Source organism: Pseudomonas citronellolis (assembly GCF_900112375.1).
Lineage (GTDB): Bacteria > Pseudomonadota > Gammaproteobacteria > Pseudomonadales > Pseudomonadaceae > Pseudomonas > Pseudomonas citronellolis.
This window is the reverse complement of record NZ_FOLS01000012.1, coordinates 78855-102231: the sequence shown is the minus strand read 5'-3', so window position 1 is coordinate 102231 and position 23377 is coordinate 78855. Positions and strand designations below refer to the sequence as shown.

The 23377-nt window shown below is 67.6% G+C and carries 26 protein-coding genes; 6 read left to right on the top strand and 20 right to left on the bottom strand.

The genetic code is table 11. The features are described from left to right. Positions 1-103 precede the first annotated feature (103 nt). Together BM060_RS13475 and BM060_RS13470 are read left to right on the top strand one after the other, a co-directional pair. The gene (locus BM060_RS13475; protein ID WP_043269908.1) at positions 104-820 is read left to right on the top strand and encodes a carbonic anhydrase; all 717 of its coding nucleotides are present in this window, start codon (positions 104-106) and stop codon (positions 818-820) included. A 176-nt stretch (positions 821-996) separates the two neighbouring features. Continuing rightward, positions 997-2541, top strand: a complete 1545-nt coding sequence (locus BM060_RS13470) for a SulP family inorganic anion transporter (protein ID WP_074980546.1) — start codon at positions 997-999, stop codon at positions 2539-2541. 474 nt (positions 2542-3015) lie between these two features. Here the strand turns inward: BM060_RS13470 and BM060_RS13465 are convergent, their stop codons facing one another. Beyond that, on the bottom strand, positions 3016-3597 hold the full coding sequence (locus BM060_RS13465) for an alpha/beta hydrolase (protein WP_061560337.1): 582 nt from the start codon (positions 3595-3597) through the stop codon (positions 3016-3018). Between the two features lie 188 nt (positions 3598-3785). On the opposite strand from BM060_RS13465, the gene BM060_RS13460 reads away from it, so the two are divergent. Beyond that, on the top strand, positions 3786-4001 hold the full coding sequence (locus BM060_RS13460; protein ID WP_074980545.1) for a DUF3079 domain-containing protein: 216 nt from the start codon (positions 3786-3788) through the stop codon (positions 3999-4001). Between the two features lies 1 nt (position 4002). On the opposite strand, the gene BM060_RS13455 is transcribed toward BM060_RS13460, so the two are convergent. Both BM060_RS13455 and BM060_RS13450 read right to left on the bottom strand, forming a co-directional pair. After that, positions 4003-4650, bottom strand: a complete 648-nt coding sequence (locus BM060_RS13455) for a gamma-glutamylcyclotransferase (protein ID WP_074980544.1) — start codon at positions 4648-4650, stop codon at positions 4003-4005. 261 nt (positions 4651-4911) lie between these two features. Then, positions 4912-5274, bottom strand: coding sequence for an NADH:ubiquinone oxidoreductase (locus tag BM060_RS13450; protein ID WP_074980543.1), 363 nt, complete (start codon positions 5272-5274; stop codon positions 4912-4914). 74 nt (positions 5275-5348) lie between these two features. Here BM060_RS13450 and BM060_RS13445 point away from each other — a divergent pair, with 74 nt between their 5' ends. After that, positions 5349-6317, top strand: coding sequence for a CobW family GTP-binding protein (locus BM060_RS13445; RefSeq protein ID WP_074980542.1), 969 nt, complete (start codon positions 5349-5351; stop codon positions 6315-6317). Between the two features lie 66 nt (positions 6318-6383). Beyond that, positions 6384-7400, top strand: a complete 1017-nt coding sequence (locus tag BM060_RS13440) for an energy transducer TonB (RefSeq protein ID WP_074980541.1) — start codon at positions 6384-6386, stop codon at positions 7398-7400. A gap of 512 nt (positions 7401-7912) precedes the next feature. Here BM060_RS13440 and BM060_RS13435 read toward each other — a convergent pair. From BM060_RS13435 to BM060_RS13365, 15 genes are all read right to left on the bottom strand, one after another. Further along, on the bottom strand, positions 7913-9871 hold the full coding sequence (locus BM060_RS13435; RefSeq protein WP_135499892.1) for a DUF7844 domain-containing protein: 1959 nt from the start codon (positions 9869-9871) through the stop codon (positions 7913-7915). Continuing rightward, complete coding sequence (locus tag BM060_RS13430) at positions 9871-10206, bottom strand: DUF2388 domain-containing protein (protein WP_074980539.1); 336 nt, start codon at positions 10204-10206, stop codon at positions 9871-9873. The genes BM060_RS13435 and BM060_RS13430 overlap by 1 nt, the downstream gene beginning before the upstream one ends. Before the next feature lie 40 nt (positions 10207-10246). Further along, entirely contained in the window at positions 10247-10540 is a 294-nt protein-coding gene (locus tag BM060_RS13425) for a DUF2388 domain-containing protein (protein ID WP_058487845.1), read from the bottom strand. 116 nt (positions 10541-10656) lie between these two features. Further along, a complete protein-coding gene (locus BM060_RS13420; RefSeq protein WP_074980538.1) occupies positions 10657-10974 on the bottom strand; it encodes a DUF2388 domain-containing protein in 318 nt (105 codons plus the stop codon). A gap of 95 nt (positions 10975-11069) precedes the next feature. Next, positions 11070-11270, bottom strand: coding sequence for a DUF1127 domain-containing protein (locus BM060_RS13415; protein WP_074980537.1), 201 nt, complete (start codon positions 11268-11270; stop codon positions 11070-11072). Between the two features lie 286 nt (positions 11271-11556). Next, on the bottom strand, positions 11557-11763 hold the full coding sequence (locus BM060_RS13410; RefSeq protein ID WP_009614715.1) for a DUF1127 domain-containing protein: 207 nt from the start codon (positions 11761-11763) through the stop codon (positions 11557-11559). Positions 11764-12121: 358 nt separating this feature from the next. Then, a complete protein-coding gene (gene scpC / locus BM060_RS13405) occupies positions 12122-13618 on the bottom strand; it encodes a succinyl-CoA:acetate CoA-transferase ScpC (RefSeq protein ID WP_074980536.1) in 1497 nt (498 codons plus the stop codon). Between the two features lie 190 nt (positions 13619-13808). Then, positions 13809-15260, bottom strand: a complete 1452-nt coding sequence (locus BM060_RS13400; RefSeq protein ID WP_074980535.1) for an NAD(P)(+) transhydrogenase (Re/Si-specific) subunit beta — start codon at positions 15258-15260, stop codon at positions 13809-13811. A 2-nt stretch (positions 15261-15262) separates the two neighbouring features. Continuing rightward, positions 15263-15583, bottom strand: coding sequence for an NAD(P) transhydrogenase subunit alpha part 2 (locus tag BM060_RS13395; RefSeq protein WP_009614711.1), 321 nt, complete (start codon positions 15581-15583; stop codon positions 15263-15265). A gap of 62 nt (positions 15584-15645) precedes the next feature. Further along, entirely contained in the window at positions 15646-16764 is a 1119-nt protein-coding gene (locus BM060_RS13390) for a Re/Si-specific NAD(P)(+) transhydrogenase subunit alpha (protein ID WP_074980534.1), read from the bottom strand. 636 nt (positions 16765-17400) lie between these two features. Further along, positions 17401-18036 (bottom strand): SCO family protein, encoded by a 636-nt coding sequence (locus tag BM060_RS13385; protein ID WP_009614707.1) that lies wholly within the window; start codon positions 18034-18036, stop codon positions 17401-17403. A gap of 178 nt (positions 18037-18214) precedes the next feature. Beyond that, a complete protein-coding gene (gene cyoE / locus BM060_RS13380; protein ID WP_009614706.1) occupies positions 18215-19120 on the bottom strand; it encodes a heme o synthase in 906 nt (301 codons plus the stop codon). Positions 19121-19148: 28 nt separating this feature from the next. Beyond that, the gene (locus BM060_RS13375) at positions 19149-20222 is read right to left on the bottom strand and encodes a COX15/CtaA family protein (RefSeq protein ID WP_074980533.1); all 1074 of its coding nucleotides are present in this window, start codon (positions 20220-20222) and stop codon (positions 19149-19151) included. A 37-nt stretch (positions 20223-20259) separates the two neighbouring features. Beyond that, a complete protein-coding gene (locus BM060_RS13370; RefSeq protein WP_074980532.1) occupies positions 20260-20826 on the bottom strand; it encodes a PA_0111/PP_0108 family redox-active disulfide protein in 567 nt (188 codons plus the stop codon). Then, the gene (locus BM060_RS13365) at positions 20804-21580 is read right to left on the bottom strand and encodes an SURF1 family protein (RefSeq protein WP_074980531.1); all 777 of its coding nucleotides are present in this window, start codon (positions 21578-21580) and stop codon (positions 20804-20806) included. The genes BM060_RS13370 and BM060_RS13365 overlap by 23 nt, the downstream gene beginning before the upstream one ends. Before the next feature lie 29 nt (positions 21581-21609). Here BM060_RS13365 and BM060_RS13360 point away from each other — a divergent pair, with 29 nt between their 5' ends. Continuing rightward, positions 21610-21813: a twin transmembrane helix small protein gene (locus BM060_RS13360; protein WP_074980530.1), complete on the top strand. Its 204-nt coding sequence runs from the start codon at positions 21610-21612 to the stop codon at positions 21811-21813. 99 nt (positions 21814-21912) lie between these two features. On the opposite strand, the gene BM060_RS13355 is transcribed toward BM060_RS13360, so the two are convergent. Then, a complete protein-coding gene (locus BM060_RS13355; RefSeq protein ID WP_009614695.1) occupies positions 21913-22800 on the bottom strand; it encodes a cytochrome c oxidase subunit 3 in 888 nt (295 codons plus the stop codon). A gap of 19 nt (positions 22801-22819) precedes the next feature. Beyond that, positions 22820-23377, bottom strand: coding sequence for a cytochrome c oxidase assembly protein (locus tag BM060_RS13350; protein ID WP_074980529.1), 558 nt, complete (start codon positions 23375-23377; stop codon positions 22820-22822).

Genomic DNA, 23377 nt, shown 5'->3' with positions numbered 1-23377 from the left:
CCCACGGTCACGAAAGTCATTTCCCATCGTTTGTGCCTTTTCGCCAGGCGCGAGACGTCGGCAAGCATGGGAAAATCCATCGACACTCTTCGAGGCTCATGCAATGAACGACAAATCGCACGGTGAGGAGCACATCACGGAGAATGCCGACGAGGCCCTGCGGCGCATCGTCGAAGGTTTCCGCCAGTTCCGCCAGGAAGTCTTCCCGCAACAGGAAGCGCTGTTCAAGAAGCTCGCCCATGCGCAGAACCCGCGCGCCATGTTCATCACCTGCGCGGATTCGCGCATCGTCCCCGAACTGATCACCCAGAGCTCGCCGGGCGACCTCTTCGTCACCCGCAATGTCGGCAACGTGGTGCCGCCCTACGGGCAGATGAACGGCGGCGTGTCCACCGCCATCGAATTCGCGGTGATGGCCCTGGGCGTGCAGCACATCATCGTCTGCGGGCATTCCGACTGCGGCGCCATGAAGGCTGTGCTCGACCCGCAGACGCTGGAGCGCATGCCCACGGTGAAGGCCTGGCTGCGCCACGCCGAAGTGGCCAAGACGGTGGTCGAGCAGAACTGCGGCTGCGCCAGCCACGACACCCTGGACATCCTCACCGAGGAGAACGTGGTGGCCCAGCTCGACCACCTGAAGACCCACCCCTCGGTGGCCGCGCGCCTGGCCAGCGGGCAGTTGTTCATCCACGGCTGGGTCTATGACATCGAGACCAGCCAGATCAAGGCCTACGACGCCGAGGTGGGCCATTTCCGCCCGCTGGACGGCGAAGGCCCGATGCCCATGGCGACGCCGCGCCCGCGCTACTCGCAATCCTGACCCTCATGGGCACGGCGCCCACCTCCACAACGACAGCCGTGCCCGCTTCCTGACCTGACACCTGCCCGAACCCCGCGCCGGCCCGCCGGCGCGTCCTGACAACCTGCGCGTGTCGATGCCGCTGACCCGGCGTCGTGGGCTTTCTCGCGCCCGAAAAAGCCAAGGAGGACAGCGCCATGCCCGTTCCCCAACCCCTTCATGCGCCCCTGCGCGCCCTCAAGGACAACCTGCCCCGCGACCTGCTGGCCTCGGTGGTGGTCTTTCTCGTCGCCCTGCCGTTGTGCATGGGCATCGCCATCGCCTCCGGCATGCCACCGGCCAAGGGCATGCTCACCGGCATCGTCGGCGGCCTGGTGGTCGGCCTGCTGGCCGGCTCGCCGCTGCAGGTCAGCGGGCCGGCGGCGGGCCTGGCGGTGCTGGTCTTCGAACTGGTGCGCAGCCACGGCATGGCCATGCTCGGGCCGATCCTGCTGCTGGCCGGGCTGATCCAGCTGATCGCCGGGCGCCTGCGCCTGGGCTGCTGGTTCCGCGTCACCGCGCCGGCGGTGGTGTACGGCATGCTCGCCGGCATCGGCATCCTCATCGTGCTGTCGCAGATCCACGTGATGCTCGACCTCCAGCCACAGGCATCAGGGCTGGACAACCTGCTGGCCTTCCCCGGCGCCCTCGCCGCCTCGCTGGGCAACGGCCCGCAGGCCCTGGCCCTGGGCCTCGGCACCATGGCGCTGATGTGGAGCTGGGAACGCTTCCGCCCGGCGCGCCTGCGCTTCCTGCCCGGCGCCCTGCTCGGGGTGAGCGCGGCGACCCTGGCGAGCCTGGCGCTGCCCATGGACGTACTGCGGGTGGAAGTGCCGGAACAGCTCAGCCAGGCCATCGACTGGGTCCGCCCGGCCGACCTGCTGCGCCTGGCCGAACCCGAGCTGCTGCTGGCGGCCCTGGCGGTGGCCTTCATCGCCAGCGCCGAGACGCTGCTCTCCGCCGCCGCGGTGGACCGCATCCACCAGGGGCCGCGCTCGGACATGGACCGTGAGCTGTCCGCCCAGGGCGTCGGCAACCTGATCTGCGGCCTGCTCGGCGCGCTGCCGATGACCGGGGTGATCGTGCGCAGCTCGGCCAACGTGCAGGCCGGCGCCCGCAGCCGCCTGTCCGCCATCCTCCACGGCCTCTGGCTGCTGGCCTTCGTCGCCCTGCTCGGCGGGCTGCTGCGGCAGATCCCCATCGCCAGCCTGGCCGGGGTGCTGGTCTACACCGGGCTCAAGCTGGCCGATCCCAAGGCGCTCACCGGCCTGCTGCGCTACGGGCGGATGCCGGCGCTGGTGTACCTGGCCACGGCTTTGGGCATCGTCCTCACCGACCTGCTCACCGGCGTACTGGTGGGCTTCGCCCTGACCCTGCTCAAGCTGGCGCTGAAGGCCGCGCGGCTGAAGGCCAGCCTGCACTACAACGGCGCCGGCGACGAAGCCGAGCTGCGCCTGGTGGGCGCCGCCACCTTCCTGCGGGTACCGCAGCTGGCGCGCCTGCTGGACCAGGTGAAGCCGGGCACCACGCTGCACGTGCCGCTGCAGCACTTGCGCTACATCGACCACGCCTGCATGGAACTGCTGGAGGACTGGGGCCGCGCCGCGGCGGCCAAGGGCTGCCGGCTGAGCCTGGAAAACCACGGCCTGCGCCGCCGCCTCGAAGGCCGCGCACGGCGCGAGGCGGGAGCGGCAGGTTCGTAGGATGGGTTTCTGCTGTCATGCCGCGACACTCATGACAGCCGGATCGCGGATGAGATCCGCTACACCGTGCTACCCGCGCTCGGAGCCTGCGGTCCCCTCACCCTCTGGAAGAGGGCAAGCCCGAGCACCAATGCATTCCCATGTAGGAGCGCGCCCTGCGCGCGAAATCGCGGGCAGGGCCCGCCTACACCTCCAGGGAAGCACGGCTTTTCGTAGGATGGTATTGAGCGAAGCGATACCCATCACCACGGCAGCATGGGTATCGCAAGCTCAACCCATCCTACGAAGAGCGCATCGGCGCAAGACAGTTGCTCCTACCGTATGGGCAAGGCACGGCCTCTCGTAGGAGCGAGCTTGCTCGCGAACCGCATGGCACCGCGCTTGTTCGCGAGCAAGAACTAGGCGTCCCCCTCGATCCTACGAAAAGCACCTCGGCGCAGCTGGAAAGACAGTTGCCCCTACATTCCGGCTCGCTCAGGCCCGGCGGCGTTCGCGCTGGTCGATCAGGTACTGCAGGCGGAACAGGTGACGGTAGCCGGCTTCCCAGGCCCCATGACCGGACTTCACATTGATGTGCCCGGCATCCGGCAGGATCAACGTCTCGGCGCCCCAGGCGCGGCCCAACTGCAAGGCGCGCTGCGGACTGCAGGCGGCGTCGTTGTCCGAGCCCACCAGCACGCTGGGAAAAGGCAGGGCGTCCAGGGCGATGGGGGCGAAGTTGCGCAGCGCCGCGTGGCAGGTCTCGCGCTCGACGTCGGCAGGCGCCACCAGCAGGGCGCCTGCCACCTGGGCCAGGGCCCTGGGCCCGGCGCGGCGGGCCCAGGAAGCGACGGTGACGCAGCCCAGGCTGTGGGCGATCAGCACCACGCGGCCGGGCTGGCGGCGGATCTCGCGGTCCAGTTCGGCGACCCAGTCGACATGCCGCGGCGTCACCCAGTCGCGCTGTTCCACCCGCGAGGCGTTGGGCAGCGCGCGCTGCCAGTGGCTCTGCCAGTGCTCGTCCTCCGAGCCGTGCCAGCCGGGCACCAGGACATAGCGGACGCGTTCGCTGCGCATGGGTTCATCCCCCTGAAAGTCGTCATGGGGAGGCAGTGTAGGTGGGCTTCGTCAATAAATTAAGGAATAAAAAATGCTTTGCTTATGCTGCATTTGCTTATTCCCGCACTTCTTGATTCGCGACAAGTACGCAGGGGGCTGGAAGGCGTTGAATCGACGCTGGGCCCACTCCCTCCAGGCAATTCCCCATGGCGAAGAAATTCCCCCTGCACCCCGCCCACCCCGAACGCATCTGCTGGGGCTGCGACCGCTACTGCCCGGCCTCGGCCATGGGCTGCGGCAACGGCTCCAGCCGCACCCAGCACCCCGTCGAGATCTTCGGCGAGGACTGGGCGGACGAATCCGCCTGGGGCCTGGACGAGACGCCCGCACAACTGATCGAGGTACGCCAGCCGGCGCCCTGATTCAGCCGGAGGCCTTGGCGCAGCAGCGCGCCAGCAGGGCTTCCAGGTTCAGGTCAGGCATGGCGCAGGCGCGCAGCGCGCTGACCGTCTGCTCGACGTATTCGCGGGTGGTGCCGAAGTGCCCCTGGGCGCTGTCGAACACGCGCTGCACGACGCTGTCCGGCAGCGAGCCGGCGTAGCTGGGCAGGTGGCGTTCGAGGACGAAGCCCAGGGCGCGCACCCGGCGGCCATCCTCCAGGCGGCAGCTGAGCCATTCCGGGCGGTAGGAGGCGTAGGGCATCTCGCGCTGCCAGAGGGCGAACAGGTTGGCGTCCAGACCGTCGTCGGGCAGCCGGTAGGCGAAGCCGCCGCAGGAGCCGCCGCGGTCCAGGCCGAGCACCAGGCCGGGCATCTCCGGGGTGCCACGGTGGGTCAGCGACCACAGGTAGAGTCCGCGGTGGTAGCCGTGCACCCGCGCACGGCTGGCCTCGGCCACCGGGAACTCCGGGCGCCAGATCAGCGAGCCGTAGGCGAACAGCCAGACGGCGCCGCCGCCGTGCTCGGCCATGGTGATTTCCAGCGAGGCGCGCAACTGCTCCGCGCTGAGTCGTTCCGGCGCCCCCAGCGCCGGTGGATAGAAGGGGCCGTCCAGGTTCATAGACGTGCTCATGCGTAACCCCCAAGGTACCTCACGCTCTGAAAACTTAGCGGATGTGACCTTTTGACAGAAGGGCCAGCTGCGCAAGACACCTTTGCGCGGACGAACGGCGATACCGCCGGTCCGGATGGCGAAAACGCGGGAAAAGAGCCGGAAAAAAAGAGGGCCGCGCGGGGCGGCCCTATCACCAAGATCTTTGCTGGCGTGGGGTGCCAGTGGGTGTGAGGTACCCGACCAGCAGTAGAACAGCCGCCCATGACAGGCGCATGACGGTCACTTGCCGGCGTGCCATTGGCCCTTGCTCTGGCTTTCGCAGAACGGCTGGAGGAAGCGCGCGTCGCTGGCCACACCGTAGTAGTGGATGTCCTGGCGGTAGGGGCTGTTGGGCACCTGGGCGTTGTTGCAGACGCCGAAGGCGCCGCTGGGGCAGGCGTCGGCGTAGGTCACCTCGACCTGCTGGTCCTTCAGCTGCGGCTGGCAGAAGCCCTCGTGGAACAGCTTCGCCGGGATGCTGCGGTTCTGCTGGCAGACCTTCACGTCGAGGTTCTTGCCGCGGCTGTGCACCACGCAGGCTTCGGCGTGGGCAAGGGCTGGCAGGGCGAGGCAGGACGACAGGAGCAGGGCCGGCAGACGCATGAAGACGGGGTCCTTTGAGCGAAGGGCCGACTCTAGCGCTTTTCCCCGCCCTCGTCAGGCGGCAACATGGCGCCATGCTCGAACAGATTCCCACCCATGTGATCGGCGGCCCACTGGGCGCCGGCAAGACCAGCCTGATCCACGACCTGCTGGCCCAGCGCCCGCCTGGCGAGCGCTGGGCGGTGCTGGTCAACGAATTCGGCCAGGTCGGCCTGGACGCCGCGCTGCTGGCCACCGACGCCGACGGCGTGGCCATAGGCGAGGTGGCCGGCGGCTGCCTGTGCTGCGTCAACGGCGCGCCTTTCCAGGTCGGCCTCGCCCGCCTGCTGCGCAAGGTGCGGCCGCAGCGGTTGTTCATCGAGCCCTCCGGCCTCGGCCACCCGCGTACCCTGCTGCGCCAGCTGGGCGAGGCGCCCTGGCGCGGCGTGCTGGCGCCACAGCCGCTGCTGCTGGTACTGGATGCCGCGGCGCTGGCCGCCGGGGCCTCGCTGCCGGAGGCGCAGCAGGACGCCCTGGCCGATGCCGCGCTATTGGTGCTGAACAAGAGCGAAGGTCTGGATGAAGAGGCCCGCGAGCGTCTGCAAGCCAGCCTGCCGGCGTTGCCGCTGGTGTGGACCGAGCAGGGGCGCCTGCCCTTCGCGAGCCTGCCGTTCGTCGCTGGGTTCGATTCGGCAACGACGACGGAACTGCCGGCCCCCGCGGCCGAACTGCCGGTGCTGCTCACCCGCGCCGCGCCCCTGCGGCAGGTGCATAGCGATGGCGGGCACCAGGCTGTCGGCTGGCGCCTGCACGCCGACTGGCGCTTCCGCCGCGCGGCGGTGGAGGCCTGGCTGGCCGGCCTGGACGGCTTGCTGCGGGCCAAGGCGGTGCTGCATTGCGAGGACGGCTGGCAGGCCTGCAACCGGGTGACGGGCGCCGAACCCTGGCGGCCCAGCGCCTGGCGGCGGGACAATCGGCTGGAGCTGATCTTCGCCAAAGAGCAGGATCCGCAGGCGCTGCAGCAGCAAATGTTGACCTGCGCCTGGTTGCCGGATGGCCAATAAGGTTGCCATACCCGGGGCGAATGATAATAATTATCAGATTCTGTCATTTCTCCACAGGCTTCTCCCATGTCGCCATCGCAATCGCGCTCGCCGGCGAGTTCCACTCTCGTCGCGTCCGCCGCGGAACTTCCTTCGTCTTCCGACAGCGACGAAGGACTCTCGCTGCCCTGCGTCAGCGCCCAGCGTGGCAATGAAGCCAACCTGCGTCTGGTGGACTGCTCCGGCGCCCGCCGCGACGAGGAAGTGCCCGTCTCCGAACTGCTGATCCCCTACGCCGCGCCGGTGGAGGGGGTGGAAGAAGCGGAGCAGCCGCCCCAGCAGGCGGGCTGGTGGAAGTCTTCCGGGCTGTCCGTGGTGCTGCACCTGGCCGTGGTCGCCGGCCTGGTCTGGGCCGTGCCCAGCCCCGACGAGCTCAACCTCGGCCGTGGCGAAGTGCCGACCATGCAGGTCAGCGTGGTGCAACTGCCGCCCAAGCCTGAACCGGTGAAAGAACCGCCGGCCGCCGCGCCCGAGCCGCAGCCGCCGCAACCCACGCCGCCGGAGCCGGTGGTCGAGCCGCCCAAGCCGGAGCCGCCGAAACCCAAGCCCAAGCCGGTGGAAAAGGCGGTGCCGAAGAAGGCACCCAAGCCCAAGCCGAAACCCAAGCCCGAGCCCGAGCCGGCCGAGGAAGCCCAGGCCGAGCCGACGCCGCCCGCCCCGCCGCCGCCTCCGGCCGCGCCGACCGTGGGCCAGAGCACCCCGGGCGCCCAGGCCGCCCCGACCGGCACCCAGGGCCCGGCCGGCCTGCCCACCGGCAGCCTCAACGACAGCGACATCAAGCCGTTGCGCATGGAGTCGCCGAAATACCCGCTGATGGCCCAGCGCCGCGGCATCGAAGGCCACGTGAAGGTGCTGTTCACCATCACCGCCGACGGCCGCATCGACGACATCCAGGTGCTGGACTCCTCGCCGCCGCGGATGTTCGACAACGCCGTGCGCCAGGCCATGGACACCTGGCGCTTCGAGCCGCGCATCAGCGGCGGCCGCATCGTCGCGCGGCAGGCGACCAAGGTCTTCTACTTCAAGCTGGAGGGGCGCCGCTGAGGGGGTCTTCTGCTGGTGAAAAAAACGCGCCTTTGGGCGCGTTTTTTGTTTGGGGTGGTGGGTGTTGTAGGAGCGAGCTTGCTCGCGAATGGCGTTTACCGGCAGTGGCTGTGTTTCGGATCAACTCCTCCCCTCTCCCCAGCCCTCGGCTGCGCGCCCCGCCCTGAAGGGAGAGGGGGCTTGTCCGTGCCGAGAGAAGGAATGGTTTCAGTCGGAAACCAACGGTGCTGCCGGCTGACTCCAGAATATCCAAGCACACCGAACGGTCCCCTCTCCCTTCAGGGCGGGGCGCGCAGCCGAGGGTTAGGGAGAGGGGGCTCTTCAGGACACGCACCGAAGCCATCAGGCAGAGTTCCGTTCGCAAGCAAGCTCGCTCCTACAACGTGCTCCCCTGCAGCCCGTAGGATGGGTTGAGCGAAGTGTTACCCATCACCAGGCTCCGATGGGTTTCGCAAGCTCAACCCATCCTACGAAAAGCGCTTTGGCGCAGTCGGTCTTACAGAAACAGCCCCTCAAGGCAACTCAAACCCACCCGCCGCCTTATGCAGCGCCCGCAGGTGCGCACCAAGCTGCTTGAGATTGGCCTCCAGCGCCTGCAACTCCTCGCGGCGCTCCGGCTCCAGCAGCGCGCGGACTTCCTGGTCGAGGTCGTCGCTAAGCTGGCGCAGGCGGGCCTGGCGGGCCTGGGTCTGCTGTTCCAGGCGCGTTGACTCGCCCGGCTGCGGCAGGCCGTAGCCGCTGTCCAGCAGCTCCGCCGGTTGGCTGAGGAAGCCGCTGTCGTCGAGGATCTGCTGCAGCGTCTTGCCCGCCGCCACCAGCTTGGGGTCGGCGCGGGCGTCGTCGCGGTGGCCCAGGTACAGGCGCTTCAGCTCGTCCTGGGCCAGCTGCAGCTGGCGCCGCAGCGAGGCCTGCTCCAGCAGCAGCATGGCGGCGCTGGCGCGCAGGTCGGCCTTGTCGAACCAGGCGCGGCGCTCGCTGGCGGGCAGGGCCAACCAGTCCTCGACCTTGCTCTGGGGAATGTCCAGGCGCTGGCGCAGCACCTCGAACATCGCCTGGTAGCGGTCGCGGAAGGAGTCGAAGCGGTAGCCCAGGCGCAGTGCGCTCTTGGAGTCGTCGAGCACGCTGGCGTCGGCCAGGCCGCGGTTCTCCAGGATCTGCACCACGCCGTTGGGGGTGATGCTGTCGAGGTCCTGCAGGCGCGGGTCGGGAATGCCGCTGCGCAGCAGCTTGAGGGTTTCCACCGCGCAGTTGTTGGAGATGAAGTAGTAGTTGCCGTCGTAGCCCCAGTGCACCTGCATGGCCCGCTCCACCAGCTCGTCGATCTGCTGGCGATTGAGCTTGAGCGGGATCGAGGCCAGGCTGCGCAGCTCGATCTTGGTGTATTCCTCGATCACCTGGGACAGCGGCAGGACGAACAGCCGCGACGGATAGGATCCGGTCAGGCCATCCCAGCTGGACAGCTGCAGGTCGCCGACGAAGGCGCGGTAGGACAACACCAGGTGCTGGTCCAGGTCCAGCCGGCAGTCCGGGCCGCGCGGCCGGCCCGGGGCGCAGACCACCAGGCGCAGCATGGCGTGGCCCCAGCGGCTCATCCACTGGTCGTTGGCCTCGGCCAGCAGGTAGTCGACCTCGTAGACGCGCTCCGGGTCCAGCCTGCCCAGCGGCTGGCGGCCGAAGTCGCGGCCGGCGTTGAGGTAGGCGAAGGACGGCGCGCAGGCCTGGCGCTGCGGGCGTTCGCCGAAGCGCTCGGCGTAGTAGCGGTACAGCGCCGGGCGGCGGCAGGCGTAGCTGGGGTCGAGGACGAAGTACTCCATGTTCACCGCGACGAACTCGCGCGGGTTGCTCAGCTCGTAACGGTCCGGGCTGCGCAGGACGAAGCGGTTGTCGTGCTCGCGCTGACCGCGCTTGCCGGCCAGTTGCGGCCAGCCGGCGAGGTCGAGCAGGCGCGGGTCGTCGGAGAGGGTGAAGCGGCGGTTGGCCTGGCCGCGGCACTCGGCGCCCTCGCCGATGCGTCCGATGCTGTCCTGCTGGCGCGTGCAACGCTGGATCAGCCGAGCCTCGGCGGGCAGCCAGAGGTGGCCGCGGTCGTACAGGTGGGTCAGCTCGTGGACCACAGTAGCCTGCAGCTCGCGGCGCAGGGTGCCGTGGCTGCGGCCAGTCTTGATAGTGGCGGCGCTGCCGTCGGTGAGGGCGGCCAGGTACTTGCGGTTCAGCGCGATGGCGCCGGGGCGCAGGGCCTGGCCCATGCCGTTGCCCGGCAGGTCGTCGCGCCATTGCACTTCGACGCGGCGGTCCAGGGCCTGGACGAAGATCGGCGGCAACGCCTGGCGGACGTCATCCAGCAACTGCTGGCTGGCCTGGCGCTGCGCCGGGGCGAGGCCGTCGGGCAGCAGCTCCAGGCGCAGGTCGGCCTGGGCGCCGGCGGCGACGAGCAGGCCCAGTGCCGCCAGAGCGCGGCGGCCGCGGGGGATCACAGAGCGAGAATGGCTTCAGCCAACTGCTGGTCGGAGGCGTCGCGCGCATCCGGTACCTTCTCGCGGACCACCTTCAGCGCCGCTTCCAGCTGCGCGCCGCGGATGGCGCCTTCACTGGCGACGAAGCTGGCGGCGTCGTCACGGGCCTCGCGGACGATCTTCATGTCGCGGATCGAAGTGGTGGTGTCGGAGGTGAAGTCCACGCTGCGGCCGATGGCGTTGGTGGTGATGTTGAACAGGCGGATGACCGAGTGGGCCTGGGCGCTGGAGGCGCAGGCGGCCAGCAGCAGGCCGAGGATCAGGGGGCTCTTGGGGATCGAGCTGAGGCGCATGGGAGTCTCCGAAACGGCAGCGGGCGCTGCTCACGACTGACTATTGGGCAAGAATGGCTTCGGCCAGTTCCCGATCGTTCGCCGCGAGCTCCGGATGCTGCGTGCGCAGCCAGCGCAACGCCTGTTCCAGGCGCGCTCCGCGCACCCGGCCGTCGGTGGCGATGTAGCTGGCGGCATCATCGCGGGCGGCACCGAGCAGTTTGTTCTCGAAAGGCGTACTGGTGACTTTGCTGGTCACGTAGCTGCTGCCGGCGACGAACATGGTGGTCTGTTCGAAGGCCAGCACGGGGGTGGCCAGGCAGAGGCCGGTGAGCAGGAATAGCAGGCTGCGCATGGGCTATGGCGATCGGAAAAGCACAGCCGCCAAGGCTAACGGAATGTGCCGGCAAGAGCCAGCCTTGCAGGCCCGGTAGACGCTCTGAAAAGGCGCCTCCGGGCGAAGAGCGGGGGTCAGATGACCAGGATCGCCTGGGCCAGCTGCAGGTCGTTGGCGGCCAGGCTCGGCAGCTTGCCGCGAATGTGCCGCAGCGCCGCTTCCAGATGCGCGCCGCGCACCTGCCCGTCGGTGGCGACGAAGGTGGCGGCGTCGTCGCGGGCGTCCAGGACGATCTTGTCGTCGCGGAAGGAGTTGGTGATGTCGGTGGTACCGTCGGAGGTGGCCTTGGTGGCGCCGACCAGCGCATCGGTGGTGACGATGAAGCTGCTGGCGAAGGCGCCGCTGGCGCAGGTGATCAGGGCGGCGGCGGTAAGCAGGCGCAGACGATTCATGAATGGACACTCCCAGTCGAGATAAAACCGCGCGGCCAAAGCTGCCGCGCGCTACCGATGCAGACTAGCGGAGCCCGCCCCCGGCGGCCAGCCGCTCAGCGCCAGAAAGGTTTTGAAAGTTCCCGCTCGCGCTGGCAACGGTCGATGCCGGCGTCGGCCAGTTCGCGTTCGTTGAACTGGGCGAGAAGGTAGCGGGTGCGAGCGTTGTGGCGCCACTGGCCAAATGCTGCGCGCAGGCGCCGGAACAGGAAGGTCAATCGTGGGGTGGAGCCGTTGAGTTCGAGTGCACGTTCCATGTTTGCCGACCTCGGTCGCTGGTGGGCAATACAGGTTGGCAGGGGCGGCTATCGCCCGGCAGGGCCAGGCAGGGGAAATTCGGGGAGAACAGTCAGGCGGCAGTGACAACTGTTATGGCCGCTTTGAGCGCGTCTGTTCGGGCACGCCTGCCCAATGACGGAGCAGCGGATTCGGGAGGGCTGAAAACAGTACGGGCCGCTACCTGGGAAGGGAGCGGCCCGTTACGGGTGACCGGTACAGTCCTGCTGGCTTACCGCGGACCGTAACAGTTTGAAGCTGTATTGCTTATTTCCAGAACGGCTTGTTCAGCTCGGCGTAGCGCTGGGCTTCGCTGATGCCGGCGTCGGCCAGCAGGCGCGAGTCGAGGCGGGCCAGTTGGCGGCGGCTCTCGATGCGGCGCTGCCACAGGCGGACGGTGCCGACCAGGCTGCGGTGGGCGGTGGAGGAAGAACGGATGTTGCTGACAGTGGCGGAACCGAGGGTACGTTCCATGATTTTCGTCCTTCCCGCTTTTGGCGGGTAGTGGGGTTGCGGAAGTTGTTGAGGAGTATCTTCTGACTTTTTGGTCAGCCGCGATAGGTACAGTTGCCTTGAATTAAATAGCGTCAGCGAATTGTTTCAGCAAACTGTAATGGCGATTTTGGGGCGAACTGTACCGCTGCGCTCCATTGTGGTGCACAGGCGGCGGGGGATTGAGGATTTTCAGCAGGTCTGCCGGGGATGGCAGTAGGAGAAGTGGAACAGTCGCTGTGGGATAAAAAACTGTTCGGAAGTGTTTTTACGTGGTTTTTTTCCGACTGTCCACCCTGGCGGGCCATTCTTTGTGGAATGGCCCGCCAGGCATGCCGGATCAGCTGGCGGCGAGCATGTGGCCGCGTTCTTCCAGGTTGATGTGCCAGTTCATGGCTTCGCGCAGGATGTGCGGGGTGTGCCCGCCGCGCTGGCAGGCGGCCTCGAAGTAGGCGGCCAGGGCGTCGCGGTAGGACGGGTGCACGCAGTTCTCGATGACCACCCGGGCGCGCTCGCGCGGCGCCAGGCCACGCAGGTCGGCCAGGCCCTGTTCGGTGACGAGGATGTCCACGTCGTGCTCGGTGTGGTCGACGTGGCTGACCATGGGCACCACGCTGGAGATGTTGCCGCCCTTGGCGATGGACTTGGTGACGAAGATGGCCAGGTGGGCGTTGCGGGCGAAGTCGCCCGAGCCGCCGATGCCGTTCATCATCCTGGTGCCGCCGACGTGGGTGGAGTTGACGTTGCCGTAGATGTCGAACTCCAGCGCCGTGTTGATGCCGATGATGCCCAGGCGCCGCACCACCTCGGGGTGGTTGGAGATTTCCTGCGGGCGCAGCACCAGCTTGTCCTTGTAGCGCTCCAGGTTGCCGAAGACGTCGGCGTTGCGGCGGCTCGACAGGGTGATGGAGCTGCCCGAGGCGAAGCGCAGCTTGCCCGAGTCCATCAGGTCGAAGGTGGAGTCCTGCAGCACTTCGGAGTACATGGTCAGGTCTTCGAAGGGCGATTCCATCAGGCCGCACATCACCGCGTTGGCGATGCTGCCGATGCCCGCCTGCAGCGGCGCGAGGTTCTTCGCCAGGCGGCCGGCGTCCACTTCGCGCTTGAAGAAGTCGATCAGGTGGTTGGCGATGGCCTGGGTCTCGCTGTCCGGCGGCAGCACGGTGGAGGGCGAGTCGGGCTGGTTGTTGATGACGATGGCGACGATCTTCTCCGGCGGGATCGGGATGGCGGTGCTGCCGATGCGATCGTCGACCTTGGTCAGCGGGATCGGTGTGCGGGTCGGCCGGTAGGTCGGGATGTAGATGTCGTGCAGGCCTTCCAGGTTGGTGTTGTGCGCCAGGTTGATCTCGACGATCACCTGCTTGGCGAAGATCGCGAAGCTGGCCGAGTTGCCCACGGAGGTGGTCGGCACGATGTGGCCTTGCTCGGTGATGGCCACGGCTTCGATCACCGCGATGTCCGGCAGCTTGAGCTGGTGGTTGCGCAGCTGTTCGACGGTTTCCGACAAGTGCTGGTCGATGAACATCACCGAGCCGTCGTTGATCGCCTTGCGCAGGGTGCTGTCGACCTGGAAGGGCATGCGCCGGGCCAGCACGCCGGCCTCGGTCAGGTGTTTGTCGAGGTCGTTGCCCAGGCTCGCGCCGGTCATCAGGCTGATCTTCAGCGGCTGCTGCTTGGCGCGCTGGGCCAGGGCCTCCGGCACGGCCTTGGCTTCGCCGGCGCGGGTGAAGCCGCTCATGCCGACGGTCATGCCGTCCTGGATCAGGGCTGCGGCCTGGTCAGCAGTCATCACCTTCTCGAGCAGGGAAGGCAGGCGCACGCGATCACGGTACATGGAAAAACCTCAGGCTTTATGGGGAGTGCAAGGCGGCCAGTCTAGGGATTCGGCGATTTTTCGCCCTTATACCAAGGTCGAAAAATCGCCCCACCACTGCCTTCCTTACTACCAAAGTCCAGAGGGTTTTCCTTTGCGGCAAAGCAAGACACCGGCGCGCGGCCGGTGTCTTGTGGATCGACGGCTGTCGTTATTCGACGGCCTTGACCATGTCTTCGATGACTTTCTTGGCGTCGCCGAAGACCATCATGGTCTTGTCCAGGTAGAACAGTTCGTTGTCCAGGCCGGCGTAGCCGCTGGCCATCGAGCGCTTGTTGACGATCACGGTCTTGGCCTTGTAGGCCTCGAGGATCGGCATGCCGGCGATCGGCGACTTCGGATCGTTCTTCGCCGCCGGGTTGACCACGTCGTTGGCGCCCAGCACCAGCACCACGTCGGTCTGGCCGAACTCGGAGTTGATGTCTTCCATCTCGAACACCTGCTCGTAGGGCACCTCGGCCTCGGCCAGCAGGACGTTCATGTGGCCCGGCATACGCCCGGCGACCGGGTGGATGGCGAACTTCACGGTGACGCCGCGGTGGGTCAGCTTCTCCGCCAGTTCCATCAGCGCGTGCTGGGCGCGGGCCACCGCCAGGCCGTAGCCGGGGACGATGATCACGCTGTCGGCGTTGGTCAGCAGGAAGGAGGCGTCGTCGGCCGAACCGGACTTCACCGGGCGGGCTTCCTTGGCGCCAGCCGGGCCGGCGTCGTCGGTGCTGGCGCCGAAGCCACCGAGGATGACGTTGAAGAACGAGCGGTTCATCGCCTTGCACATGATGTACGAGAGGATGGCGCCCGAGGAGCCCACCAGGGAGCCGGCGATGATCAGCATCGAGTTGTTCAGCGAGAAGCCGATGCCCGCCGCGGCCCAACCGGAGTAGGAGTTCAGCATCGACACCACCACCGGCATGTCGGCGCCGCCGATGGGGATGATGATCAGCACGCCGAGGATGAAGGCCAGGGCCAGCATCAGGGCGAAGGCGGCGAGGTTGCCGGTGAACATGAACACCAGGCCCAGGCCCAGGGTGGCCAGGCCCAGCACCAGGTTGAGCATGTGCTGGCCGGCGAACTGTACCGGTGCGCCCTGGAACAGGCGGAACTTGTACTTGCCCGACAGCTTGCCGAAGGCGATCACCGAACCGGAGAAGGTGATGGCGCCGATGGCCGCGCCGAGGAACAGCTCCAGGCGGTTGCCGGTGGGGATGGTGTCGCCCAGATGCTGGACGATGCCCAGCGACTGCGGCTCGACCACGGCGGCGATGGCGATGAAGACCGCGGCCAGGCCGATCATGCTGTGCATGAAGGCGACCAGCTCGGGCATCTTGGTCATCTCGACGCGCTTGGCCATGATCGAACCGGCGCTGCCGCCGATCAGCAGGCCGACCAGGATGTAGCCGATGCCGGCGGCGGCGTTGCCGCCCTCGACCAGTTGCGCGCCGAGCTTGAACACCAGGCCGACGGTGGTGAGCACGGCGATGGCCATGCCGACCATGCCGAACAGGTTGCCGCGCCGCGAGCTGGTCGGGTGCGACAGGCCCTTCAGGGCCTGGATGAAGCAGACCGAGGCGATCAGGTACAGCAGGGTGACGAGGTTCATGCTCATGGTCAGTGTTTCTCCGCCGGCGCTTTCGGCGCTTTCTTCTTGAACATCTCCAGCATGCGGCGGGTGACCAGGAAGCCACCGAACACGTTGACCGCGGCCAGGGCCACGGCCAGGGTGCCCATGATCTTGCCCAGCGGGGTGACGGTCAGGGCGGCGGCCAGCATGGCGCCGACGATGACGATCGCCGAGATGGCGTTGGTCACCGCCATCAGCGGGGTGTGCAGGGCAGGGGTGACGTTCCATACCACGTGGTAGCCGACGTACACGGCCAGCACGAAGATGATCAGGTTGTAGATCCCGTGGGAGATCAGCATTTCTTCCATCGTCTTTCACCGGTCTCTAGGCCGGGCAGAAGCCCGGCGGGTTCTTCTTTATTAAGGAGGGCTCAGCCGTTCTTGCGCACGGCCTGGCCGTCGCGGCACATCAGGCAGGCGGCGACGATGTCGTCTTCCAGGTTGACCTTGAAGCCTTCGGCGGAGAGGGTCAGCTTGAGGAAGTCGAGCAGGTTGCGCGCATACAGGGCCGAGGCGTCCGCCGGGACCATGGCGGCCAGGTTGGTGTGACCGACCAGGGTCACGCCGTGCTTGACCACCACCTGCCCGGCTTCGGTCAGCGGGCAGTTGCCGCCTTGGGCCGCGGCCAGGTCGATGACCACCGAGCCCGGTTTCATCTCCTGCACGGTGGCTTCGTGCAGCAGGGTCGGCGCCTTGCGGCCCGGGATCAGCGCGGTGGTGATGACGATGTCGGCCTGCTTGGCGCGCTCGTGCACCGCCTTGGCCTGGCGCTCCATCCACGAGGCCGGCATGGGCCGGGCGTAACCGCCGACGCCTTCGGCGCACTCGCGCTCCTCGTCGGTCTCGTAGGGCACGTCGACGAACTTGGCGCCGAGGGATTCGATCTGTTCCTTCACCGCCGGGCGCACGTCCGAGGCCTCGATCACCGCGCCCAGGCGCTTGGCCGTGGCGATGGCCTGCAGGCCGGCGACGCCGGCGCCGAGGATCAGCACGCGAGCGGCCTTAACGGTACCGGCGGCGGTCATCAGCATGGGCATGAAGCGCGGGTAGTGGTTGGCCGCGAGCATCACCGCCTTGTAGCCGGCGATGTTGGCCTGGGACGACAGCACGTCGAGGCTCTGCGCCCGCGAGGTGCGCGGGGCGGCTTCCAGGGCGAAGGCGGTGATGCCGCGTTCGGCCATGCGCGCGATGTTGTCGTTGTCGAAGGGGTTGAGCATGCCGATCAGCACGGCGCCCGGCTTCATCTGCGCCAGTTCCTCGGCGCTGGGGGCGACCACCTTGAGCACCAGTTCGGCGCCCAGGGCGTCGGCGGCGGAGCCGATCTTCGCCCCGGCGGCCTCGAAGGCGCTGTCCGGCTGACAGGCATTGATACCGGCGCCACTCTGAACGATCACCTGGTGGCCTTGGCCAACCAGTTTCTTGATGGTTTCAGCGGTGGCGGCGACCCGTGTTTCACCGGCATGGGTCTCGAGAGGGACACCGATCTGCACTCACAAATCTCCTGCGTGATCCTTGAGTAGTCCGGCGCCGGAAGGCGGCCGGGTTGTCGAACTGGCAACGCATGCCGCGAAAGGGCGGGTCCAGAACCCGCTGGGCGTCGGCATTGTGCAATCGAGCCACTGGGTCGGCAAGAAGTTCTGAAGTAGTACTGAAAAAGGACTACAAGTCACGTTGGGACCCGTAGTTCCCCCGTCCCGGCAAGGGGCGCGTGCGCCCTGGCTTTTAGCCTAATTGCCTATTGTGACCGGGGGAAAACGCTATCCCTGGTGTGAATGTTTGCTCATCAGAACCCCCGGCAACCCGGTGAGAGGCCCGTCAATCCTGCCTCAGGCGTATCTATAGGTGTTAATTAATGTTTTTAATCCGAAATATGAGTGATCACTGATGCCTGGAATTCCGTAGCAGATTTTTTACATTGACTACAGAGTCAGGAAATCCCTGGCGACCGCCTCACAGCGCATGTTTCCTGGCTTTCGGGCGGGCGTCGGGGCAGGCCTTGAAAAACAGACTAGTCCAAGGCTGTGCAGGCGGGTGATGAAAAAAAAGAACGGCCACCCGAGGGTGGCCGTTGCCTGGCTGCGACAAAGCAGCGCGGTGAATGGGCCGGCTGCGCGCCGGCGAATGGCTCAGCCCTGGTCGGCGAGCACCTTGGGCAGCTGTTCGGCGAGCTTGGCGTTGTTCAGCGGGGCGCGGATGAAGCCGTGCTGGGTGCCGTCCGGGCCGATGATGACCAGGTTGCCGCTGTGGTCGACGGTGTAGTTGGGCTTGCTGGTGTCGGCCGGGATGTAGGGGATGCTCATGGCGTTGGCCAGCTTCTGGATGGCCTCGTCGCTGCCCACCAGGCCCTGGAAGCCGGCGTTGAAGAAGCCCAGGTATTCCTTCAGGCGTGCCGGGGTGTCGCGGTGCGGGTCGACGCTGACGAATACCACCTGCAGCTTCTCGCGCGCCTCGGGGGCCAGCTTGCCCTGCAGCTCGCGCAGCTGCGCCAGGGTGGTGGGGCAGACGTCCGGGCAGAAGGTGTAGCCGAAGAACAGCAGGCTCCAGCGGCCCTTGAGGCTGGCGGTGTCGAACGGCTTGCCGTCCTGGTCCTGGAAGGTCAGCGCCGGCACCTCGCGGCTCTGCGGCAGCAGCACGATGCCGGCGTCGAGCAGCGCAGCGGGGTCGAGGCGGTGTTTCTCGGTGAGGACCTTCTGCACGGTGAGGCCGAGGATGACGGCGACTATGGCTACCAGGATGAGGACGGTCTTGTTGACTCGGGACATGGGGTTCTCGTGGTCGGGAGCGGTCGAGGGGCGTTCATGGGCGTAGGGCGTATAACCGTTCGCGGTTATACGCCGCTACACCCAAGCCCGCAGCCAACTCCCAGGTCAACCCCGGAGCCGCCTGGGGCCAAGGTCAAACGGCGTATAACGCGGAGCGTTATACGCCCTACGACTCCTGTCACAGCGCCATGTGGATGGGCAGGTAATGGTCCACCAGCAGGGCGATGAACAGCAGGAACAGGTAGGCGATAGAGTACTTGAAGGTGCCGATGGCCGCATGGGGCTTGCTGTCACGGTACAGCGCCCAGGCCCAGTCGAGGAAGCGAGCGCCCAGGGCCAGCGCGGCGAGCAGGTAGACCAGGCCGCTCATGTGGATGGCGAAGGGCATCAGGCTCACGGCGAACAGCACCAGGCTGTAGAGCAGGATGTGCAGCTTGGTGTAGCGCTCGCCGTGGGTCACCGGCAGCATCGGAATCTCGGCCTTGGCGTACTCGTCCTTGCGGTGCAGGCACAGGGCCCAGAAGTGCGGCGGCGTCCAGGCGAAGATGATCAGCACCAGCAGCAGCGGCTCGGCCGACAGGTGCCCGGTCACCGCCACCCAGCCGAGCATCGGCGGGGCCGCGCCGGCCAGGCCGCCGATCACGATGTTCTGCGGCGTGGCGCGCTTGAGGAAGCCCGTGTAGAGCGCCGCGTAGCCCAGCAGCGAGGCCAGCGTCAGCCAGGCGGTGAGGGCGTTGGTGAAGGTCAGCAGCAGGCTCATCCCGGCCAGCGCCAGGAGCAGGGCGAAGCCCAGGGCCACGCTGGGCGAGAGCCGCCCCTCCACCAGCGGGCGGCGGTGGGTGCGCGCCATGATCGAGTCGATGCGCCGGTCCACCACGTGGTTCACCGCCGCCGCCGCGCCGGCGCACAGGCCGATGCCCAGGTTGCCGAACAGCAGCACCGTCCAGGGCACGCCGCTGCGGGTGGCCAGCAGCATGCCGATCAGCGAGGTGATCAGCATCAGCAGGACCACCTTGGGCTTGGTCAGCTCCAGGTAATCGCGCCAGCCGGGTTGGCTGCGGGTGCCGCTCAGTACGCTGGCCATGTTCGACTCTCCGTTCGTTGAATGAGGTTCAGCCTTGCGAGGGGTAGGCCACCGGCCGTTCCAGCGCCGGCAGCGTGCGCGCCCTGCCGGCCGCAGCGACCTTGGCCACGCTGACCGGGGCGCGCAGGCGGTAGTTGACCAGCACCAGGCTCAGCAGCAGGCAGGCGCCGCCGCCGTTGTGCGCCACCGCCACCGGCAGCGGCAGGTGCAGCAGCACGTTGCTGATGCCCAGGCCGACCTGCAGCGACAGCGCCAGCAGCATCAGCGCGGTGGGGTAGATCAGGCCGACGCGCTGCATGCGCCAGGCCAGCACCAGCAGCACCGCCACCACGCAGAAGGCGCCCATGCGGTGGGTCATGTGGATGGCCGTGCGGGCGTCGCTGTCGAGCTGCCCGCCCAGGTAGTTGGGGCCGATGTGCTGGGTCAGGTGGAAGCCGTTGGCGAAGTCCATCTGCGGCCACCACTGGCCGTGGCACATGGGCAGGTCGATGCAGGCGACCGCCGCGTAGTTGCTGCTCACCCAGCCGCCCAGGGCGATCTGCAGCACCACCAGGGCCAGGGCGAAGGCCGCCAGGCGGCGCGGCGCGCCGGCGCGTTGCAGCGGTTGCACGGCGCCGGACAGGCGCAGGGCGAGGAGGAACAGCAGCGACAGGGTGGTGAAGCCGCCGAGCAGGTGCGCGGTGACCACCTGCGGCCACAGCTTGAGGGTCACCGTCCACATGCCGAAGGCGGCCTGGGCGATCACCACGCCCAGCAGCAGCAACGGCAGGCGCAGCGGCTGGCCGTCGCGGCCGCGGCGCAGCAGGGCGTGTACCGCCAGGCCGGCGATGAGCAGGCCCAGGGTGCCGGCGAAGTAGCGGTGGATCATCTCGTTCCAGCCCTTCTGCGCTTCCACCGGGGCCTCGGGGAAGTGCTGCTCGGCGTGGGCCAGCTGCGCCTCGCTGCTGGGCACGTGGATGAAGCCGTAGCAGCCGGGCCAGTCCGGGCAGCCCAGGCCGGCGTGGGTGAGCCGGGTGTAGGCGCCGAGCAGCACCACCACCAGCGCCAGGGCGGTGGCGAAGGCGGCGACGTAGAAGCCGGGTTTACGCGGTGTGTTCGTCATGCACAGCCCCCGTTCTTGTTGTTGTCGTGGCCTGCGCTCAGCCGATGTGGGAGAGCTTCAGCAGCAGTTGCAGGTCGCCGAGGATCTGCTTGCCGTTGGCGCCGGCGGCGTAGCGCAGCACCAGGTTGCCGTGGGGATCGACTATCCACAGCTGCGGCGCCTGCTCGCCGGCGGCCGGTTGCAGGGCGTAGCGCTTCAGGCGCGGGTAGTCCTTGTCCAGCTGCGCCTGGAAGTCCGCCGGCAGCGCCTGGGCGGCGGCCAGGGCGTGCTCGGCGCGGTTGGCGTCGCGGTTCAGGCCGATGTTGATCTGCCGCGCCAGGTACACCAGCTGCTGGCAGTCGGCGGCACAGGTAGCGGGGGCGGTGACCAGCAGTTGCCAGCGGTCGCTCGCGGCGTCGGCCTGCACACCCAGGTCGGCGGGCGTGCTGCCGTTGGCGATCAGCTCGCCATGGTAGCTGCGGCTTTCCGGCACCCAGAAGCGGAACTTGTACATGCCGGTGGCCAGCAACATCGGGCCGAATACCACGGCGAGGATCAGCAGCAGCTGCAGGCGCCCGCGGTTGCGGCGGCGCAGCTGGGTTTCATCGAGGGTCAGGCTGGTCATGGGCGGGCTTCTCCCGTGCGCGGCGGATGCCGAGGTAGAGGTAGAGGGCGAACAGGGCGGTGGCCATGGCGAACCACTGCACGGCGTAGCCGGTGTGGCGTTCGGGGGCCATGGCGACCACCGGCCAGTTGGTCTCGAAGGCGGCGTCGCCCGGTTCCAGGCGCAGCTCCAGGGCCAGGCCGTTGCGGTCCAGGGCCTGCCAGGTGGCGTCCGGGTCGACGCGGGTGATCAGTTGCGGCCAGGCCTGCTGCCGCGCATCGGCCAGTTGCAGGCCGCCGGGCGGCGGGATGTAGGCCCAGGCGTCGAGCAGCAGGTCGCCGGCGGGCGTATCGAAGGTCGGCGGCACGCGGCGGTTGGGCCAGGGCAGCCAGCCGCGGTTGACCAGCAGCCAGAGGCCGCTGGCCTTGTCATGGAAGGGTTGCAGCACCTCGACGCCAGCGGCGCCGTCGCGGGTGCGGTTGTCCAGCAGCAGGGTATGTTCGGCGTCCAGGCGGCCCTGCAAGCGCACCCGCACGTAGGCGGGGTTGGCCAGGCGTTCGAGCTGCGCGGCGGGGATGGGCGCCGCCTCGCGGCGTGCTTCGGCGGCGGCCAGCAGCACGCGTTTCTCGGCGGCGCGGGAAAGCTGCCAGCAGCCTAGGGCGACCAGCAGCGGGAGCAGCGCCAGGACCACCAGGGTCGGCGCCAGGCCCGGCCGGAAGACCGCCGCCACGCCGTGGCGCGGGCGGGAGTCGATGGCGTGCTGGCTATACTGCAAGTTACCCCCTCAGCAATCGGAGCCAGGTCATGCTCAAGGCCGCGATCGTCGTTCTGCTGCTGGCCACCGTGGCCAGCCTGTTCAGCGGGTTGTTCTTCCTGGTCAAGGACGAGGGCCACGGTTCCCGTGTGGTCAACGCCCTTACCGTGCGGGTCATCCTCGCCGCCCTCACCCTCGCCCTGGTCACCTGGGGCTTCTACTCCGGGCAACTGGTCACTTCCGCTACTTTCTGACTTCCTGCTCTTGCTCTTCGTAGGAGCGAGCTTGCTCGCGAACCAGCCCCGCTGCGGAGCCGTTCGCGAGCAAGCTCGCTCCTACAAGGGCGTGCTTCCTCAAAGCACATACACAAAGATGAACAGCCCGATCCACACCACGTCGACGAAGTGCCAGTACCAGCTGGCCGCCTCGAAGCCGAAGTGGTGCTCGGCGTCGAAGTGCCCGCGCAGGATGCGGATCAGCATGATGCTCAGCATCAGCGCGCCTATGGTCACGTGGGCGCCGTGGAAGCCGGTGAGCATGAAGAAGGTGGTGCCGTAGATGCCCGAGCCGAGGGTCAGGCCCAGTTCGCTATAGGCCTCGTGGTACTCGTGGGCCTGCAGGAACAGGAAGGCCACGCCCAGCGCCACAGTGATCGCCAGCCACAGCTTCAGCGGGCCGCGGTGGTTCTTCTTCAGCGCGTGGTGGGCGAAGGTCACGGTGAAGCTGGAGGTGACCAGCAAGATGGTGTTGATCAGCGGCAGCTTCCACGGCTCGATGACTTCCTTGGGCGGCGGGAACAGCTTGTTGTCCGGGTTGCTCAGCAGCGGCCAGGTGTACTGGAACTCCGGCCAGAGCATGTGGGCGATGCCCTTGTGGCCCTCGCCGCCGAGCCAGGGCCCGGCGAAGTGGCGGATGTAGAAGAGCGCGCCGAAGAAGGCGGCGAAGAACATCACCTCGGAGAAGATGAACCAGCTCATGCCCCAGCGGAACGAGCGGTCCATCTGCGGGCTGTAGAGCCCGGAGCGGCTCTCCTTGATCACGTTGCCGAACCAGCCGAACAGCATGTAGGCGACGATCAGCCCGCCGGCGAAGAGGATCCAGGGCCCGTGGGAGGCTTCCTTGCCGGCGCTGTAGTCGTTCATCCAGGTGCCGACGCCGAACAACGTGGTGAGCAGGCCGATGGTGGCGATGATCGGCCATTTGCTCTGCGCGGGGACATAGTACGGATCGTGGGTTGCCATTCTTGTTCTCCTGGGCCGGTCAGCGGTCGTTGCTGGCCACCGGTGGCTTGCGTGCGGTGATGTCGAACAGCGTGTAGGCGAGGGTGATGCGGTGGACGTCCGCCGGCAGGTCGCGGTCGACGATGAAGCGCACCGGCATCTCGATGCGCTCGCCGGGCTGCAGGACCTGCTGGGTGAAGCAGAAGCACTCGGTCTTGTGGAAATAGCGCGCGGCCGTGGAGGGCGCGATGCTGGGGATGGCCTGGGCGGTCATCGGCTTATTGGTGGGGTTCTGCGCGACGAACAGCATCTGGTTCACCGCCCCGGGGTGCACCACGATCATTTCGCTCTCGGGGCGGAATTCCCAGACCATGTCGATGTTGTTGTTCGCCACGAAGTCCACCTTCACCTGGCGCGCCATGTCCACCTGCTGGAGGCTGCCCTGGTAGGCGCTGCCGGAAGTCTTGCCGTTGATGCCCAGGGCCTTGCACATGACGTTGTAGATCGGCACCAGGGCGAAGCCGAAGGCGAACATGGCCACCACCACCACCAGCAGGCGGGTGACCAGCTTGCGCGTCTCGATGTTGCCGTCGCTCAT